The organism is Rhizobium sp. P44RR-XXIV (assembly GCF_001999485.2).
Lineage (GTDB): Bacteria > Pseudomonadota > Alphaproteobacteria > Rhizobiales > Rhizobiaceae > Rhizobium.
Window position 1 is genome coordinate 361,867 of record NZ_MPVZ02000028.1, and the last position, 17,134, is coordinate 379,000.

Here is a 17,134-nt window from a genome sequence, read left to right on the forward strand (position 1 = left end):
AGCGCTTTTCTCAATCTTTTGCTGTTAGCTGGCTGCATGGCAAAGATCGTGGCATTGGCGGCATATTTCTATCAGGCAGCGGTGGCCTTCGGGCTGCTGATTGCGGTGGCGCATCTGCTTAAGCCTGCAGATTATGCTGCTTATTCACTCTTCATCACCATCAGCCAGTTTGCCGCGATCTTCTGCTTCGAGTGGGTCCGCTTCGCCTGCAGCCGCTTCTATCCAGGATCGACACCGGGAAGCGAAGCGCTTGAGCGGAAGGCTCTGGGCGTCGAGTTTGCGGCATGCGCGGCGATCTGCCTGATCGCGGCATCCGCGTCGATCTTCTTCTCGGTTCCGGGCGACATTGCCGTATTTGGAGGTCTGGTTGCTATTCTCCAAGGTGGCAGCGACCTGCATCTGACCATGCTGCGCTTCCGGCAGGAGTTTCGTGTCTTTTCCCGCCTGCAGGGATCGCGCGCCACCATTCTGGCGGTTGGCACACTCGCCGGTGCAATTGTGGCTCCAACCTTTGCTTCAACGGTCGCTGGCCTGTTGGCGGGCTATGTCACCTATGGTTTCTGGGCCGCATTTCTGACCCGCAACAGCCTGCGCGAAGCCGCAAGCTTCGAGCCGGTGTTGGTTCGCAAGCATTTCGTCTATGGCAGCGTCGCGGCCAGTGCATCGGTCATGGGTATGCTGGCGCCGCTCGGATTGAAGTCCATCCTGACAGCCACGTTGGGAGCAAGTGGAGCAGCCGGCGGGCTGCTGGCGCTCGATCTGCTGCAACGGCCGTTCGTGCTGATCGTTTCCGCCCTGCAGGCCATTCAGTATCCGGATGTGGTGGCCGCCTATGATCGTGAGGGGCCGACACCGGCTTTCAGGAAGCAACTCGGGGATTATTATTCGCTTCTGACCGGCCTTACGCTGATGACGGCGGCCGGTATCTTTGCATTGCTGCAGCCTCTGGGGCAGTGGGTCATTTCCGCAGGGCTCCGCACCGAGTTTCTAGCCGCTGCGCCTTTCGTCATCGGGCTTGCCACATGCCGCGCGCTGACATCCAATATGCTGCCGACGCCCGCCCATCTCAGGCATCGGTTGCTGGCAATTTTCCTGCTTGCGCTGCTCGATTGTGTGCTGTTGAACGCCGGCACCCTGGCGGGCGGCTATCTCGGTTCCTTCGGCGATGCGGAATTGATGGCGGGCGGCATGATCGGTGCGCTGATCGCGATGGCGATCGGGGTGAAGGTGCTGGTGTCACTGCCGTTCGATTTCGTTTGGCAGCCGGTCTTGCTCGCAGCCATTGGTCTCGCCGTGCCGGTGCTTGCGACGGCTGGCTTCCACTATTCGCTGTGGCTATCGGTGTCGGTCGGGGTGTTTGGCGGCGCGCTTTTCTGCCTGCTCGGCCTCTACAGCTACTTCGTGACGATGTTCCGGCGGCAAGTCCGGCCCTAGAGTTTCCTAGAGAGCTTCCAGCATGGCCAGTACACGGTCAGCGCTGCCATCCCAGGAAAAGCGGGTGACATTCTCATGGCCACGACGCCGCAGATCGTCGCGCAGGGCTTCATCTGTTGCAATTCTGCGCATGGCGACGACAAGCTCGTCCTGCCTGACGGGATCGAAATAGAGCGCGGCATCGCCGGAGGCTTCGCGAACGGCGGGGATATCGGCCGCGAGCACCGGGCAGCCCTGCGTCATGGCTTCCAGCGGCGGGATGCCGAAACCTTCATAGAGGCTTGGAAAGACGAAGGCTGTGGCATGGCGTTCCAGCGCGGCGATCTCTGCGTCCGTCAATCGGCCGGGAAAGAGCAAATGATCGTTCGACTGCGGGCCATCCGACTTGAACACGCTTGGGGCGGTGCCGCCAACCACCACGAGTTTCTGACTGATGTCGCCGAGCGCCTCGAAAGCGTGGATGGCGAAATCGAGATTCTTGTTCGGCTTCATCGTGCCGACGAGCAGGAAGAAGCCATTCGTCTTCAGTCCAAGCCGCTCGATGATGGTTTCATCCGGCTCGATGGCGGCAAAATGATCGACGGCGTTATAGACGACATCGATGCCAGCAGCAGGAACGCCGAAGACGGAGGCGAGCTCCTGGCGCGAGAACTCGGAGACGGTGCCGATCTTGGCGGTGCGGGTGAGCACGGTGCCGAGCGCGCCATGCAGAAGGCGGTAGCTGCGCTTGAAGGATTGCGGGTGGCGGAAGATGGTGACGTCATGGATGACGACCATCTGGCGGCGATGCAGGAGAGGCCCGCTGCCGCCGAAACCGATCAGCCTGTCGCCGCGCGAGCGTGAAAGCAGTGCCGTCTGCTCCCAGACATGGCCAGGGCCGGAGCCGAAGCTGTCGGTCTTTATTGCGGAAAGTCCAAGGTCTACGGGCGTATTGTTGGGCACGGCCAGCCGCCAGCTTGCGCCCTTCAATGCAGCGGGCACGGCGCCGGCAGCGATCTTGCGGTCGAGCGCAGCGTCAGCTCGCGGGCAAAGCGCTGCACGCCGGAAAGTGGCTGGCCGAGGAAACGCCCGTTTATGGTGATCGATTGCACGCGATAGGTCCCGAAATCTTATTGATCGGGAACAGCTTGCATGATTTTCCTTAGGGAAGGTTTAGCTCTGCGTACTTGATTTCAGGCGAGCGCGTCCGCACTGCTGACAATCGTGACACCACGCGTCCGCATTTCGTCGATAGCGGCTTTGACGCCAACCGGGTCGATGCCACGGCTTGCATCCTCGATGAAACGGATTTTGACGCCGGGTAGCATCTCGACTGCGTCGAGTGCCGAGAACTTCACGCAATAATCCGTTGCCAGACCGCAGAGATCGAGCTCGGTGACGCCTTCAGCGCGCAGATGTGCGGCAAGTCCGGTCAGCGCTGCCTGATCGTTGTCGCGGAAGGCGGAATAACTGTCGACGGCCGGGTTCTGGCCCTTCTGCTGGATGAAATCGATGCGATCGGTATGAAGAGCGGGATGGAATTGGGCGTCTTCAGTATTCTGGACGCAATGGTCCGGCCACATCATCTGCGGCTTGCCCGAGAGCATGCCCATCTCGAAAGGCTTCTTGCCGTGATGGGCCGAGGCGAAGCTGCCATGACCGGCGGGATGCCAGTCCTGCGATGCAACGATCAGATCGTATTTGCCGCTATCGATGAGCCTGTTGGCGACTGACACCACCTGATCACCGTCCGGGACCGGAAGATTGCCGCCGGGGCAGAAGCCGTTCTGGATGTCGATGAGCAGCAGTGCTTTCATGAGGCCTGTCCTTCCGTCCTTGTTGCACTGCACGATGCCAAGTGACGAGCTTTGGATCAAGCCTTTTGCGCCCCGCCGATCAAGGCAGCGAGGCGCGATGGTTTGCAAAGGCTTACGCGACGGGCTTGTGGCCCTTGAGGCCGTAGAAGGCGATGTAGACGTAGCAGATGATCGGCATCAGGAAGGCGAGGTGGATGCCGATGGTATCGGCAAGGCCGCCCTGGATCATCGGCAGGATGGCGCCGCCGACAATGGCCAGGCACAGGATACCCGAGCCCTGGCTCGTGTATTTGCCGAGACCATGCAGCGCCAGGCTGAAGATCGTCGGGAACATGATGGAGTTGAAGAGGCCGATCGCCAGTACGGACCACATGGCAACGTGGCCTGTCGTCAGCACGGTGACCGCGAGCAGGATGATGACCACGGCGGCATTGAAGGCGAGCGCCTTGCCATCGTCTACATGACGCATGATTAGTGCCCCGACGAAACGGCCGATCATGGCGCCGCCCCAAAAATAGGAGACGTAGTGAGCGGCATCCGCCTCGGAGAGGTGGGCAATATCCGGCTGGCTCAGGAAGTTGACGAGGAAGCTGCCGACGCTGACTTCGGCGCCGACATAGAGAAATATGCCGACAGCGCCGAGCACGAGATGGCGATATTGCCAGGCAGAACCGCCGCCGCGCATCGGCTCGACGGTTTCCTCATCCTCGACCTCAGGCAGTTTCAGGGCCGCGAAGACGGCGGCCAACACCAGGAAGGCGACGGCAAGCAGCAGGTAGGGGAATTTCACTGCGCTGGCTTCGGCAAGTCTGATGGCGTCGAGCTGTTCCGGTGTGGCGTTGGTGGCGGCAACGGTTGCGGCCGACAGGATCAGCATGGCGCCGAAGAGCGGTGCGATCGTCGTGCCGAGCGAATTGAAAGCCTGTGTCAGGTTCAGACGGCTTGCGGCGGTATCGGGTGGTCCCAATACGGTGACATAGGGATTGGCGGCGACCTGGAGGATCGTGATACCGGTGGCAAGCACGAAGAGGGCTCCTAGGAAGAGTGCATAGACGCGATAGCTGGCGGCCGGGATGAAGAGCGCGCAGCCGACTGCTGCAATGGTAAGGCCGACGACAATGCCCCATTTATAGGTGATGCGCTTCACAAGCGCTCCAGCCGGCAGTGATACGATGAAGTACGCACCGAAGAAGCAGAGCTGGATCAGCATCGACTGGGTATAATTGAGCTGAAAGACGCTCTTCAGGTGCGGCACCAGAATGTCGTTCAGGCAGGTGATGAAGCCCCACATAAAAAAGAGTGAGGTGAGTGCGATAAGCGCGAATTGGTAGTTGCCCTGGCCTTGGCGTGCGGATGCACGCGCGCTGGTAGACGCAGAGCTTGTTGCTGAGCCAGCCACTTTTTTATCCTCGGTTCTAGTTTTACCAGGCTTCGCTGTTCGACCCGGGCGGTGAGCCCGAACGGGCCGAAAGACAGGCTGGTAGCGGCTTGCCGAGATATCGCGGGAGGTGCGGAATCCCGAAGCCACTAAGGTCGATATAATCGATTAGGCCTATATTGGTAGCATGCTAGCGATGCGGATTTTGCAGGGCAGGGTTGTTGGAACCGGGATGCGCTTACAGTAAAAGCCGGATCGCGTTGCAAACGTCTTTTTGAAGTCTAGCAGAGAATTTTGTCTGCCGCCCGATAAACTATTTTGATGCAGGATTTACGATGGATATGGCCGCGCCCGGCTATCGCGCGACCGAAAGACAAGGACATTCTCCGGACTTATGAGAAGGGCGACCGCCCACCGATCTCCCGAGCCGAAGGGCGGCATTCGCCCAGATCAATCGAACGCTAATCCTTCTTCCTTTATAGACTTCCGCACGGAGTCGCGCTGCCTCATGCGCTCATACCAGGCTTCGAGATTGCGCAGCCCGTCGAAGTGGATGCCGGCCTTGTAGTACGACTTGAGCCAGGCGGCCTGGCCCCAGCCGGTGAGCGCAAACAGATAGGCATCGGCAACCGTGAACCTGTCACCCATCAGGAAGGGGCGGTCGGCAAGATGCTCGTTGATCCATTGATATCGCGTCTCGAGTTTCGGCCTCGCGGTCTCGACATAGTTTCCCGCCAGCCGCGCATAGAGAAGGGGAATGAAGCCTTTGTGGATTTCAGTCGACAGGAAGCCCAGCATCTCCTGCAGCTTGTAGCGCTCCATCGTGCCGGCGGCGGCAGCCAGCCCGGATTCAGGCCTCAGATCCGCCAGATATTGAACGATGGCCGGCCCCTCCCGCAGGAGATTGCCATCGGCAAGTTCGAGAAGGGGGACATAGCCGTGCGGGTTGATGTCGTAGAAATTCAGTCCCGTCTCGGTCTTGTGGCTGGTGTGATCGACCTTGATCAGCTCCACGTCGAGGCCGAGTTCGTTGACGACAATATGGGGCGAGAGCGAGCAGCTTGCGGGCAGATAGTACAATTTCATCAGGGGTCTCCATGGTGTTTCCGGTGCCAGTTTTCGCTTGGAAAGGTGGTCGCCGATCCATGTAGTCCGATTGGTATGGAATAGTAAGAACGGAAAAGTTTGACATCTAGGTACAAAAATTATACCGGCATGCACATGAGGTATATCCGATGAAAAAGACCGTCACAGGCTGCTCCGTCGAGGAGGCGATGCATTTGCTGGGAGGCCGCTGGCGGCTGCTCATCGTCTCCTATCTGGTCGATGGTCCACAACGCTTCAACGAGTTGCGGCGACTGATGCCGGGCATTTCGCAGAGAATGCTGACCTTGGACCTGCGCGCGCTGGAGGAGGCGGGTCTCATCAAGCGCACGGTCTATCCGACTGTTCCCGTGAAGGTCGAGTATTCGCTGACTGAGGACGGATGCCGTTTGGAGAAGGTGGTGGCGGTGGTCAAGGAGTTTGGGCTGTGGCTGAAGGATCGGGCTGCGGCTTGAGTTTGGCTTTTCGCTTTGAGGGAGCGCATGGGAACAGGGAAGATATCGTGAGTTCCGAGTTTTTAACGGCGATGGACTACACGCTATATTTGGTATCGGCCCTGTAGGTAAACTCAATCAAAAATATACGCTCGCATCGATTGCATCCGGCGACAAATATAATATTGTTTTGTTGGGGATCGAATTTGGGAGCTAGTATGTCGTTCAAGGAACAAGTTGCGGAACTATCGAAGCGCGCGATTTCTGCGCAGAATATCGCTCTTACTGAAGAAGCGACAAAGAACGCTCTTGTTATGCCATTTCTGCGCACGCTTGGTTTTGATGTTTTTGATCCAACACAAATTGTGCCGGAATTTATAGCTGATGTTGGTTTGAAAAAGGGAGAGAAGGTCGATTATGCTGTAAAGATAAATGACCGGATTGAATTCATTCTGGAAGCGAAGGCTGTTAGTGCGAATCTTTCGCAGGCCCAATACAGCCAGCTTTATCGGTATTTTTCGACGACCGATTGCTCAATTGCGATCCTCACGAATGGCATACAAATCTGGTTTTTTACCGATCTTGATGCGCCCAACAAACTTGATAGCAATCCGTTCTTTAAATTCGATCTTTTCGACTACGACGATAACGATCTGAAGGAACTCGAAAAATTTCACAAAGAAAAATTTTCGATTGAAGACATTAAAAGCTCGGCCAGTATTCTCAAACGGATGAAGGCGACGATTAGCTGCATAGAAGCACAATTCAACGATCCTGATGACGAGTTCGTTCGGCTCATTTCAAAGGAAATACATGACGGCAAGCTCACTGCAACCGTCGTTGCTGAATTCAAGCCGATTATTAAACGGGCGTTCGAAGATCTCGTTCGTCAGAAAATCCAAAAGAAATTAAGTGCTGCATTCAACGAGAATGTGAATATTCCGACGATAAAGGACGTAGATTCGGTCACTCAAATCAATGACGAAGGCGACGGTATCGAGACAACCCAAGAGGAAATTGACGGATTTAATATTGTCAGAGCAATCGGAGCAGAACTGGCGGATGTCTCGCGAATTGTCATGCGTGATCAAAAATCCTATTGTGGCATCAATTTCGACGACAACAATCGTAAACCGATTGTCAGACTACATTTTAATTCCAAAACCAAATTTCTCACGATCTTCGATGCTGAGAAAGTTGGATCTCGGTTTGATATTACGCAAACTGCAGATATCTTTAAGGCCAAAGCGCAAATACACGCTGTAATCCAGTCGTACGTTGCTTCTTGATTCACACCCTCTCCACAAACCCATCCAGCACTCTTTTCTGCCCCGCCCGATCGAACTCAATCGTCAGCTTGTTGCCTTCGATCCCTGACACATTGCCGTTGCCGAATTTGATGTGGAAGACGCGGTCGCCGACCATGAACTTCGAAGGTTCGGCAGAGGTGGATTTGGCCACCAGCTCGCCGTCGATGGTGCGGGTCTTCGGGCCGCTTTCGCCATAGCCGATGCGTTCGACGGCGTGGCCGGAGCGAGAGCCCCAATTGTCGCGGGTGGCGTCAGTCTTGTTGGCCTGGGCGCGTTTCCAGCCTGGGGTCGAGTAGGAGTTGGCGAAGGGTTCGGCCTTGTCGAAGCGCGACTGGCCATAGCCGCCACGGCCGTAACCGCCGTAGGATTGCTCGACTTCGGCGACTTCGACATGGGTGATCGGCAGTTCGTCCAGGAAGCGCGAAGGGATGGTCGACTGCCATAGGCCGTGGATGCGGCGGTTGGAGACGAACCAGATGTGGCAGCGGCGCTTGGCGCGGGTGAGGCCGACATAGGCGAGGCGGCGTTCCTCCTCCAGGCCGGCACGGCCGCTTTCGTCCAGCGAGCGCTGATGCGGGAAAAGGCCTTCCTCCCAGCCGGGCAGGAAAACGGTTTCGAATTCCAGGCCCTTGGCGGAGTGCAGCGTCATGATCGAGACGGCATCGAGATTTTCGTTCTGCTCGACATCCATAACGAGCGCGACATGCTCCAGGAACCCGCGCATGGATTCGAAGCTGTCCATCGAGCGGATGAGTTCCTTCAGGTTTTCCAGCCGTCCGGGCGCTTCCGCCGATTTGTCGTTTTTCCACATGTCCGTATAGCCGGACTCTTCGAGGATCTGCTCGGCAAGGTCGGTATGCGGGGTATTTTCGAGCAGGCCCTGCCAGCGGCGGAAGGACTGCACGACGTCGAATAGCGCCTTGCGCGGCTTCGGCTTCATCTCGTCGGTCTCGATGATGTCGGCTGCTGCCGCCAGCATCGGGATGTTGCGAGCGCGGGCATAATCGTGCAGTGCGCGTATGGTGGTGTCGCCAAGGCCGCGCTTCGGCGTGTTGACGATGCGCTCGAAGGCGAGGTCGTCGGCGGGCTGGCAGACCAGGCGGAAATAGGCCATGGCGTCGCGGATTTCAAGACGCTCATAGAAGCGGGGGCCACCGACGACTCGGTAGTTGAGGCCGAGCGTGACGAAGCGATCTTCGAATTCGCGCATCTGGAAGGAGGCGCGCACCAGGATCGCCATGTCGTTCAGTCTGTGCTGGTTACGCTGAAGCTGCTCGATCTCCTCGCCGATGGCGCGGGCTTCTTCCTCGGAATCCCAGGAGGCGTGCACCTGCACCTTGATATCTTCGGGATCGGAACGGTCGGTAAACAGCGTCTTGCCGAGCCGGCCTTCATTATGGGAAATCAGATGGGCCGCAGCTCCGAGAATATGCTCGGTCGAGCGATAGTTGCGCTCGAGCTTGATCACCTTGGCGCCAGGAAAATCCTTCTCGAAGCGAAGGATATTGTCCACCTCGGCACCGCGCCAGCCATAGATCGACTGGTCGTCGTCACCGACGCAGCAGACGTTCTGCAACTCGCCCTTCGGCCGCTGCGCCAGGAGGCGCAACCACATATATTGCGCCGTGTTGGTATCCTGATACTCGTCGACGAGGATATAGCGGAAGCGTTGGTGATAATCCTTCAGCACATCCGGATTCTGCCGGAACATGTTGATCGGATGCAGCAAAAGGTCGCCGAAGTCACAAGCATTCAGCGTCTTCAGGCGGTTCTGGTAGGCGGCGTAGAGTTCGCGGCCCTTGCCATTGGCAAAGGCGCGGGCATCGCCCTCCGGAATCTCGGCCGGGCTGAGGCCTTTGTTCTTCCAGGTGTCGATCATGCCGGCGAATTGCTTGGCCGGCCAGCGCTTGTCGTCGATGCCCTCTGCCTGGATTAACTGCTTGATCAGGCGGGTAACGTCGTCGGTATCGAGAATGGTGAAGCTGGAGGAGAGGCCCACCAGTTCGGCATGACGGCGCAGCAGCTTGACGCCAATCGAGTGGAAGGTGCCGAGCCATGGCATGCCCTCGACGGCGCCGCCGACGAGCAGGGCAACGCGTTCCTTCATCTCGCGCGCCGCCTTGTTGGTGAAGGTGACGGCAAGGATCTGGCTGGGGAAGGCGCGGTTGGTGGACAGGATATGGGCGATACGGGTCGTCAGCACGCGCGTCTTGCCGGTGCCCGCGCCGGCAAGCACCAGAACGGGGCCGTCGAGGGTTTCGACCGCTTCGGCCTGCTCCGGGTTGAGGCCCGAAAGATAGTCCGGCCGCGGCCGCTGTCGCGTGCCGCATGGCACGGGCCGCATGCCGCCGCCGATGCTGCCGGTCTCCGGCGCAGCGCGGCGTGGTGCCAGGTGCTCCGGCTCCTCGTCAAAGAAGGGAATGTCGTCATGTCCGATGGTCATGCGGCCCAATGTAATGATTCTACCCTGAAAGGCAAAAGAAACGGGCCGAAAATAGAACAAAAAGTGCACATTCACAGGGAGAAAGCAGCGAGGGAGACGCCATTTCAGTGTCCGAAAGGCGACGTTGGGCTACGAATGAAACGCCTCGTTGTCCGCGAAAAGATTACAACTTCGTCATAATCGGCAGCAAAGCTTGCTGCATATGTATAAAAAAACGATATTGCAGCAAATCGGGCACAATCGTGCGTTATACCACCGCCGACCCGAACTTGGCCTCAGTAAGTGCGCTTGGCGAAATGAGGCCATATTGAACTGACGACGCGATTTCATCGCCTCTGACACGAAGAGCCGGAGACGTACATGACCGCCTGGAAGCAACTTTCCTTGTGTTTTTTCTTATTGCTGGCAGGTCTTGCCGCCGCCGTGGCTTTTGTGCCGGGCGCAGCCAACCTGTTGCGGGGGGCCGGTGTTCCCGAGGCTGCTGTGGTGGTCCTTGCGCCCGGCAAGAACAACAGTGGCGGGAAGCAGGCGGATGCGGCCAATAACGCAGGGCGGCGCGGGCAGAATGTGCCGTTGGTGGTCACCGAGCCAGTGGTGGGCGCCATCGTCAATGATCGGCTGAGCGCGATCGGCACCGGCGATGCCATCCGTTCCGTGGTCGTCATGCCGCAGGCGGCCGGCACGATCCGTGAAGTCCTCATCAAATCCGGCGACCGCGTGAAGCAGGGGCAGGTGCTGGCGCGCCTCGACGATGACGAGCAGATCATTGCCCGCGGCCAGGCGGAAGTGGCGCTGAAGAGCGCCTCCGAGAAATCTCAGCTTTATCGCAATATCAAATCCAGCGTCTCGCGCATGGATGTCTTCGATGCCGAGATCGTCGAGCAGGGGGCGAAACTCGCGCTGCAATCGGCGGAGCTGGCGCTGAAGCGCCGCGACGTCGTTGCGCCGATCGACGGCATCGTCGGCATCGTGCCCGTTGTCGTCGGCGATAACGTGACGACGGCAACGAGCATCGTCATGCTGGATGATCGCTCCGAGATCCTGGTGGACTACTGGGTGCCGGAACGCTTCGCCAACACGGTCAAGGTCGATCAGCCCGTCGAAGCGACATCGGTTGCGCTGCCGGGGCGCGTCTTCACGGGCGCTGTCGAGGCGGTGGACAATCGCGTCGACGGCGCCAGCCGGACCCTGCGCATTCGCGCGCGCATCGACAATGCCGCCGATGAACTCCGCGCCGGCATGTCCTTCAACGTCGGCATGCGCTTTGCCGGCGATACCTATCCGTCCGTCGATCCGCTTGCCGTGCAATGGGATGGGGAGGGCGCCCATGTCTGGCGCGTTGCCAACGGCAAGTCGTCGAAGGTGCGGGTCAGCATCGTGCAACGCAATCCCGATGCCGTCCTGGTCAAGGGTGATCTTCGCGATGGTGATCCCATCGTCATCGAGGGGCTGCAGCGTGTGACCGAGGGCGGCGACGTGCGTTTTGCGCGCGATCTCGCCCAGGCCACGGAGGTCATCACCCAATGACCGGCCACAATGATGATGTGACCGAAGCCGGCGCTAGCCACGGCAAGCAGTCATTCACGGCAATCTTCGTGCGCCGGCCGATCCTGGCGTTGGTCTTCAATACGCTGCTGATCGTTGCCGGCCTTGCCGCCTATTTCGGCGTCGAAGTGCGCGAATTGCCTGACGTCGACCGTCCCGTCGTCACGGTCAGAACCGTGTTCGACGGCGCGTCACCGCAGACGATCGACCAGGAGCTGACCAAGGTCATAGAAGGCGCGGTTGCACGCGTCAGCGGGTTGAAATCGGTCTCCTCCAGCTCTTCCTTCGGGCAGAGCAGGGTGACGCTGGAGTTTTCCGATGCCACGGATCTTTCCGTCGCAGCCAACGACGTGCGCGATGCGATCGGCCGTATCACCGAGCAATTGCCGGATCAGGCCGATGCACCGCAGATCGTCAAGGCGGATTCGGATTCGCAGCCGATCATGCGCCTTGCCGTCACCTCCAATACGCTGACGATGGATGACCTGACCCAGCTCGTCGACAAGGAGATCACCGACCGGCTGGCTTCGGTGGAAGGCGTTGCCGATGTCGAGCTTTACGGCGATCAGGAGAAGGTCTTCCGCATCGATGTCGATCAGGCAGCGCTGGCCGGGCGAGGTCTGACGATCGGCGATCTGACGACGGCGCTTGCGACTGCGGCCCTCGATGTGCCGGCGGGATCGCTGAAGAGTGCGCGCCAGGATATCGTCGTGCGTGCCACCGCTGCGCTACAGACGCCGGAGGAATTTGCGCGGCTGATCATTAAAGACCGTGTGCGGCTCGCGGATGTCGCCACCGTGACGCTCGGTCCGCGCGACGGGACGACCGCTCTGCGCTCCAACGGCGTGCAGGGCGTTGGCCTTGGCATCATCCGGCAGGCGCAGTCGAATACGCTGAATATTTCCGAGGGCGTAAAAGCCGTCGTCGCACAGCTGGCGAAGACGCTTCCGGAAGGAACACGCATCGCGATTACCAGCGATGACGCCGTGTTCATTCAGGGGGCGATCCACGAGGTCGTGCTGGCGCTCATCCTGTCGGCCCTGATCGTCACTGTTGTTATCTACCTCTTCCTGCGTGACTGGCGGGCAACGCTGATCCCGGTCGTCACCATGCCGGTGGCGCTGACGGGCACGCTTGCCGCACTCTACATGGTCGGCTTCTCGATCAACATCCTGACGCTCCTGGCTATCGTGCTGGCCACCGGCCTTGTGGTCGACGACGCCATCGTCGTGCTTGAGAATATCGTGCGCCGAAGGTCCGAGAAGATCGGGCCGCGGGCGGCCGCGGTGCTTGGCACACGCGAAGTGTTCTTCGCCGTCATCGCGACGACTGCGACGCTTGCCGCGGTTTTCATTCCGCTGTCGTTCCTGCCGGGGCAAGTAGGTGGCCTGTTCCGCGAGTTCGGTTTCGTGCTCGCCTTCTCGGTCGGCCTGTCGTCCATCGTCGCATTGACGCTTTGCCCGATGCTTGCCTCGCGGATGCTGACCAAGGAGATGCGCGAGGATCACGGCATGCTTGGCCGTTTCGGCGAACTCTTCGCCAGTGTCTATCGTCGCACGCTGCGGGCCTGTCTCAATGGGCCACTTGTGGTCATCGTCTTCTGTGCGCTGTTCTCGGCTGCCGCCGTCCTGGCATTCATGAATGTCAAAAGCGAACTGACGCCCACGGAAGATCGGGCCATGGTCATGCTGCGCCTGACGACGCCGCAGGGAGCGGGGCTCGATTATACGAAGGATCAGCTGCAGCGCGTCGAGGAGCGGCTGCAGCCGCTGATGGATAGCGGCGATATCCGCAACATCTATGCAATCTCCGGCATGAACAGCCAGAAGAACAGCGGCTTCATGGTGCTGACGCTCGCGCCCTGGAGCGAACGCCATCGCACGCAGCAGGACATCGTTTCCGACATCAATCGCGCCATGGCCAATGTGCCGGCTCTTCGCGGCAACGTCGTCCAGGCAAACAGCCTGCGCATCCGCGGCGCAGGCAGCGGCGTGCAGATGGCGCTCATCGGCAACAATCACGAGGCGCTGACGGAATCGGCACTGAAGCTGGTGCAGGCGCTTGACGCGACGGGACAGTTCGACACGCCACGGCTCAACAACGAGCCGACGCAGGCCCAGGTCTCGGTCGCCATCGACCGCGAGCGCGCCTCCGATCTCGGGGTCGACATAGCGGGCCTTTCGGTGGCGTTGCAGTCGCTGCTGGAAGGGCGTTCCGTCGTCGATGTCTTCGTTGCCGGCGAATCCTATCCGGTGCTGCTCACCTCGACGATGCGTCCGATCGATGATCCCACGGATCTTGAAAACGTCTTCCTGAAAACGGGCGATGGCAAGATCGTGCCGATGTCGGTGATCGCATCGTTGAAGGAGAATGCCGTTGCGCCGCAGTTGACCCGCGAGCAGCAGCTGGCCTCGGTTGCAATCACCGCCGGCCTCAAGAACGGCATGTCGCTTGGACAAGCCGTGGAAGAGGTAACGCGGATCGCGACGCCGCTATTGCCGCCCGGCGCGCGGCTGATGCCGCTGGCCGAAGCGGCGACGCTGGAGGAGAATTCCAGCGGCATGGCGCTGACCTTCGGCTTTGCCATCGTAATCATCTTCCTCGTGCTGGCTGCGCAGTTTGAAAGCGTGTTGTCGTCGCTGATCATCATGTCCACGGTACCGCTGGGCCTTGCCTGCGCGGTCTTCGCACTGGTCATTACCGGTTCCAGCCTCAACATTTACAGCCAGATCGGGCTGGTGCTGCTCGTGGGCGTCATGGCGAAGAACGGTATCCTGATCGTCGAATTCGCCAACCAGCTCCGCGACAAGGGCGAGGGTGTGCGCGAGGCGATCGAGAAGGCCTGTGCGCTGCGTCTGCGCCCCGTCATGATGACCATGATCGCGACCATCCTCGGCGGCGTGCCGCTGGTGTTTGCCGAAGGGGCCGGTGCGGAGGCGCGCGTAGCGCTCGGCTGGGTGATCGTCGGCGGGCTAGGTTTTGCAACATTGGTGACGCTCTACATCACGCCCGTCGCCTATCTCCTCATTGCCCGCTTTGCGAAGCCACAAACCCACGAGGAGCAGCGCTTGCATGATGAGATGTCGGATGCCGCACTTCGTTCGAAGCTTGCCAATCTGAGGGCTGCGGAATGAAGGCGGCACGGATGAGTTGCTTTCTCTTCGTCCCACGCTCTCATTTATGGTAAATCATACGTTCCGATTAGCGGTTTATTAAGCGTGTTTGCTAATCATAGCGGCATGTAACCGCTGGAGTTCGGGTGTTGTTTTTGCCTGGCTCCTCGTCCGCCGATACTCTCGGCCCGCGTGCATGAGCGCCCGCGGCAAGGTTCCGATGTCTCCCAGTATTTGTTGCGTATTGTTGCGTCCGGAGTTCGTGTGCCGTGAGTATTTTTTCGACCTTCATCAGGGTCAGTCCCTCTGTGAATACAGCGCTGGAAGTGTTGAAGAACACCCAGGCAAAATTGACCAATGCGGAGCGGCAGATGTCGTCCGGACTGCGGGTGCAGACGGCCAATGACAACGCTACCTACTGGAAAATCTCGGTTTTGACGCATACCGACATCGGCGCGATCTCATCGGTGCAGGATGCACTTGGCCTTGCGGCGTCCACGGTCAATACCGCGTCCACGGGCGTCAGCAGCGCGATCGACGTCGTGACGCAGATCCGGACGAAGCTGGTCAGCGCCTACGAGACGAGCGTCGACAGGACCAAGCTCAACGATGAGATCACGCAGCTCAAGCAGCAGTTGCGCAATGTCGGGGAGTCGGCGACCTTCAACGGCGTCAACTGGACCGTGCTGCAGGATGGCACCGACCCGACAAAGCCGCACCAGGTTCCCGGTTCTCTCATCCGCGGCAGCAATGGAACCGTCTCGATCGGCATGCTGAACTACGAAGGCGTGACGTCGACGAGCGGGACCATCACCTCAAGCGATGCGCGTTACCTGATCGACGATCAGTCGAGCGGCTCAGGCGGATATGGCGTACTGACTTCGACTGCCTTTGCCACCGCCGCCGGTTCTGCCAAGAATTATGTGCTGATCGGCAGCAAGAACGGCAATACGAGCGGCCAGGTCGAAATCTCGCTCGATGCCAATACGACGAAGGGTGCCCTGACCGATATGGTCAACACCGTGACGGGGATGCTGCAGCAGTTGAACACAATCGGCTCCGCCTTCGGTTCTCTCGAATCCCGCATCGGCCTGCAGACGGCGTTCGCCCAGCAGCTCAGCGATTCGCTGACCAGCGGCGTCGGCAAGCTCGTGGACGCCGATATGGAGCAGCAGTCCAGCAAGGTCCTGGCGTTGCAGACGCAGCAGCAGCTCGGACTGCAGTCACTCTCGATCGCCAATGCGAGCTACAATACCGTACTGCAGCTCTTCCAGAATCTCTGATCGTCGACCCTCGGGATCTCGGGGCGGCGATTGATGTTCTGAAAAGCCGCACGTTTGCGCTGTGCACAGGGGACAACGGTCTGGAGAAGTTTTCTCTTCATCATATTGCCGCAATGCTTCATATCTGCTGCGGCCATCGAACTGGAGAGCGACGATTCTATGATCAAGAAAATTGCCATGCTTGCCCTAGCGGCGGCCTTTTTGAACGCATGCACGACGACCGACCCCTATACGGGCGAGCAGAAGATGTCCAACACGGCGGGCGGTGCGGCACTCGGTGCGGGCGTCGGTGCTGTGGCCGGCCTTCTCATCGGTCATTCGCCGTCTTCGCGCCGCAATGCAGCGCTGATCGGCGCCGGTGTCGGCGCACTCGCAGGTGCCGGCATCGGCAACTATATGGACCAGCAGGAATCCGAGCTGCGCGCACAGCTGCAGGGCACCGGCGTTTCGGTTACCCGCGCTGGCGACCGCATCATCCTGAACATGCCGTCGGCGATTACCTTCGATATCGACCGGGATGCGATCAAGCCGGAATTCTTCGCGACGCTTAATTCGGTCGCCATCGTTCTGCGCAAGTTCAACCGCACCCTGATCGATGTCAACGGTCATACGGACTCGACCGGCAGCCTGCAGCACAACCAGGATCTGTCCGAACGCCGCGCCGGTTCTGTTGCCTCCTACCTCGGTAGTCAGGGTATCGATCAGCGCCGCATGTCCGCCATTGGCTTCGGCCCCACGCAGCCGGTCGCATCAAACGCAAACGAGGCTGGCCGCGCCCAGAACCGCCGTGTCGAGATCCAGATCGCGCCGATCACGCAGAACGGCTGAGTCCTTTCAATCAAGACGCCGGATCGCGAGATCCGGCCGTTTTTCTTGCGCGCTGTTATCACGCGTGCATGCTTGCGCCCTTGGTGATCTTGTCGACGATCTTCTTGTCGGCCCGGATGGCGATGCCGACGACCTTGGCGTCTTCGGGGGCGAATTCGGAAAAGACGGCGCGATTGGCCGCGTCGTGACCGGTCGCAAACATTTCTTCAATGAACAGCGAAGAGGTGACGCCGCGTTCCAGCGAGCGGCGATGGATGGTGGCGATGCTGTCTTCGTCGGCCGATAGGACGATGATCGGCTGGATCGACAATGCGTTGTAGACGTTGCCGGCACGATCGCGATAGGGTTCGCCGATGATTTCCGGATTTTGTCCGGCAATGCCGCTTGTCAGAAATGCGGTCACATTCAGTTTTTGCCAGGATTGAAGGTCGCTTCGCAGGACGATCGCGATTTTGGTATCGAACAT

Annotated in this window: 14 protein-coding genes; 7 read left to right on the forward strand and 7 right to left on the reverse strand. The window is 59.4% G+C overall.

Annotated features, from left to right (window positions below; translation table 11 throughout):
• The first annotated feature begins 36 nt into the window (after nucleotides 1-36).
• Nucleotides 37-1,434, forward strand: a complete 1,398-nt coding sequence (locus tag BSK43_RS18865) for a hypothetical protein (protein WP_077469375.1) — start codon at nucleotides 37-39, stop codon at nucleotides 1,432-1,434.
• Between the two features lie 6 nt (nucleotides 1,435-1,440).
• Here the strand turns inward: BSK43_RS18865 and BSK43_RS18870 are convergent, their stop codons facing one another.
• The 5 genes from BSK43_RS18870 to gstA all read right to left on the reverse strand — a co-directional run bounded on the left by BSK43_RS18870 (nucleotide 1,441) and on the right by gstA (nucleotide 5,694).
• Entirely contained in the window at nucleotides 1,441-2,415 is a 975-nt protein-coding gene (locus tag BSK43_RS18870) for a glycosyltransferase family 1 protein (protein ID WP_246662636.1), read from the reverse strand.
• Nucleotides 2,400-2,525: a hypothetical protein gene (locus tag BSK43_RS36000; RefSeq protein WP_281406642.1), complete on the reverse strand. Its 126-nt coding sequence runs from the start codon at nucleotides 2,523-2,525 to the stop codon at nucleotides 2,400-2,402. The genes BSK43_RS18870 and BSK43_RS36000 overlap by 16 nt, the downstream gene beginning before the upstream one ends.
• An 81-nt stretch (nucleotides 2,526-2,606) precedes the next feature.
• Nucleotides 2,607-3,230: a bifunctional nicotinamidase/pyrazinamidase gene (pncA, locus tag BSK43_RS18875; protein ID WP_077469005.1), complete on the reverse strand. Its 624-nt coding sequence runs from the start codon at nucleotides 3,228-3,230 to the stop codon at nucleotides 2,607-2,609.
• Between the two features lie 112 nt (nucleotides 3,231-3,342).
• A complete protein-coding gene (locus BSK43_RS18880) occupies nucleotides 3,343-4,629 on the reverse strand; it encodes a sugar MFS transporter (RefSeq protein WP_077469003.1) in 1,287 nt (428 codons plus the stop codon).
• A gap of 429 nt (nucleotides 4,630-5,058) precedes the next feature.
• Nucleotides 5,059-5,694 carry a glutathione transferase GstA gene (gene gstA / locus BSK43_RS18885; RefSeq protein WP_077469002.1) on the reverse strand — a complete coding sequence of 212 codons (636 nt, stop codon included), beginning with the start codon at nucleotides 5,692-5,694 and terminating at the stop codon, nucleotides 5,059-5,061.
• Between the two features lie 149 nt (nucleotides 5,695-5,843).
• On the opposite strand from gstA, the gene BSK43_RS18890 reads away from it, so the two are divergent.
• Both BSK43_RS18890 and BSK43_RS18895 read left to right on the forward strand, forming a co-directional pair.
• The gene (locus tag BSK43_RS18890) at nucleotides 5,844-6,167 is read left to right on the forward strand and encodes a helix-turn-helix domain-containing protein (protein WP_077469000.1); all 324 of its coding nucleotides are present in this window, start codon (nucleotides 5,844-5,846) and stop codon (nucleotides 6,165-6,167) included.
• Nucleotides 6,168-6,364: 197 nt separating this feature from the next.
• A complete protein-coding gene (locus tag BSK43_RS18895; protein WP_077468998.1) occupies nucleotides 6,365-7,435 on the forward strand; it encodes a type I restriction endonuclease in 1,071 nt (356 codons plus the stop codon).
• Between the two features lies 1 nt (nucleotide 7,436).
• Here BSK43_RS18895 and BSK43_RS18900 read toward each other — a convergent pair whose 3' ends face one another.
• Complete coding sequence (locus BSK43_RS18900; protein WP_136687104.1) at nucleotides 7,437-9,899, reverse strand: UvrD-helicase domain-containing protein; 2,463 nt, start codon at nucleotides 9,897-9,899, stop codon at nucleotides 7,437-7,439.
• A 360-nt stretch (nucleotides 9,900-10,259) separates the two neighbouring features.
• Between BSK43_RS18900 and BSK43_RS18905 the strand changes: the two genes are divergently transcribed.
• The 4 genes from BSK43_RS18905 to BSK43_RS18920 all read left to right on the forward strand — a co-directional run bounded on the left by BSK43_RS18905 (nucleotide 10,260) and on the right by BSK43_RS18920 (nucleotide 16,668).
• Entirely contained in the window at nucleotides 10,260-11,426 is a 1,167-nt protein-coding gene (locus BSK43_RS18905) for an efflux RND transporter periplasmic adaptor subunit (protein WP_077468996.1), read from the forward strand.
• Entirely contained in the window at nucleotides 11,423-14,578 is a 3,156-nt protein-coding gene (locus BSK43_RS18910) for an efflux RND transporter permease subunit (protein ID WP_077468995.1), read from the forward strand. The genes BSK43_RS18905 and BSK43_RS18910 overlap by 4 nt, the downstream gene beginning before the upstream one ends.
• A gap of 248 nt (nucleotides 14,579-14,826) precedes the next feature.
• Nucleotides 14,827-15,840 carry a flagellin gene (locus BSK43_RS18915; RefSeq protein ID WP_077468993.1) on the forward strand — a complete coding sequence of 338 codons (1,014 nt, stop codon included), beginning with the start codon at nucleotides 14,827-14,829 and terminating at the stop codon, nucleotides 15,838-15,840.
• 159 nt (nucleotides 15,841-15,999) lie between these two features.
• On the forward strand, nucleotides 16,000-16,668 hold the full coding sequence (locus BSK43_RS18920) for an OmpA family protein (RefSeq protein WP_077469374.1): 669 nt from the start codon (nucleotides 16,000-16,002) through the stop codon (nucleotides 16,666-16,668).
• Between the two features lie 58 nt (nucleotides 16,669-16,726).
• On the opposite strand, the gene BSK43_RS18925 is transcribed toward BSK43_RS18920, so the two are convergent.
• Nucleotides 16,727-17,134 carry a DUF2000 family protein gene (locus tag BSK43_RS18925; protein WP_077468992.1) on the reverse strand — a complete coding sequence of 136 codons (408 nt, stop codon included), beginning with the start codon at nucleotides 17,132-17,134 and terminating at the stop codon, nucleotides 16,727-16,729.

Bases quoted from the DNA above. Each gene is read 5' to 3' on its own strand.
- BSK43_RS18865 (WP_077469375.1), top strand. From the start codon at position 37: ATGGCAAAGATCGTGGCATTGGCGGCATATTTCTATCAGGCAGCGGTG.
- pncA (WP_077469005.1), bottom strand. From the start codon at position 3,230: ATGAAAGCACTGCTGCTCATCGACATCCAGAACGGCTTCTGCCCCGGC.
- gstA (WP_077469002.1), bottom strand. From the start codon at position 5,694: ATGAAATTGTACTATCTGCCCGCAAGCTGCTCGCTCTCGCCCCATATT.
- BSK43_RS18890 (WP_077469000.1), top strand. From the start codon at position 5,844: ATGAAAAAGACCGTCACAGGCTGCTCCGTCGAGGAGGCGATGCATTTG.
- BSK43_RS18895 (WP_077468998.1), top strand. From the start codon at position 6,365: ATGTCGTTCAAGGAACAAGTTGCGGAACTATCGAAGCGCGCGATTTCT.
- BSK43_RS18900 (WP_136687104.1), bottom strand. From the start codon at position 9,899: ATGACCATCGGACATGACGACATTCCCTTCTTTGACGAGGAGCCGGAG.
- BSK43_RS18905 (WP_077468996.1), top strand. From the start codon at position 10,260: ATGACCGCCTGGAAGCAACTTTCCTTGTGTTTTTTCTTATTGCTGGCA.
- BSK43_RS18910 (WP_077468995.1), top strand. From the start codon at position 11,423: ATGACCGGCCACAATGATGATGTGACCGAAGCCGGCGCTAGCCACGGC.
- BSK43_RS18920 (WP_077469374.1), top strand. From the start codon at position 16,000: ATGATCAAGAAAATTGCCATGCTTGCCCTAGCGGCGGCCTTTTTGAAC.
- BSK43_RS18925 (WP_077468992.1), bottom strand. From the start codon at position 17,134: ATGTTCGATACCAAAATCGCGATCGTCCTGCGAAGCGACCTTCAATCC.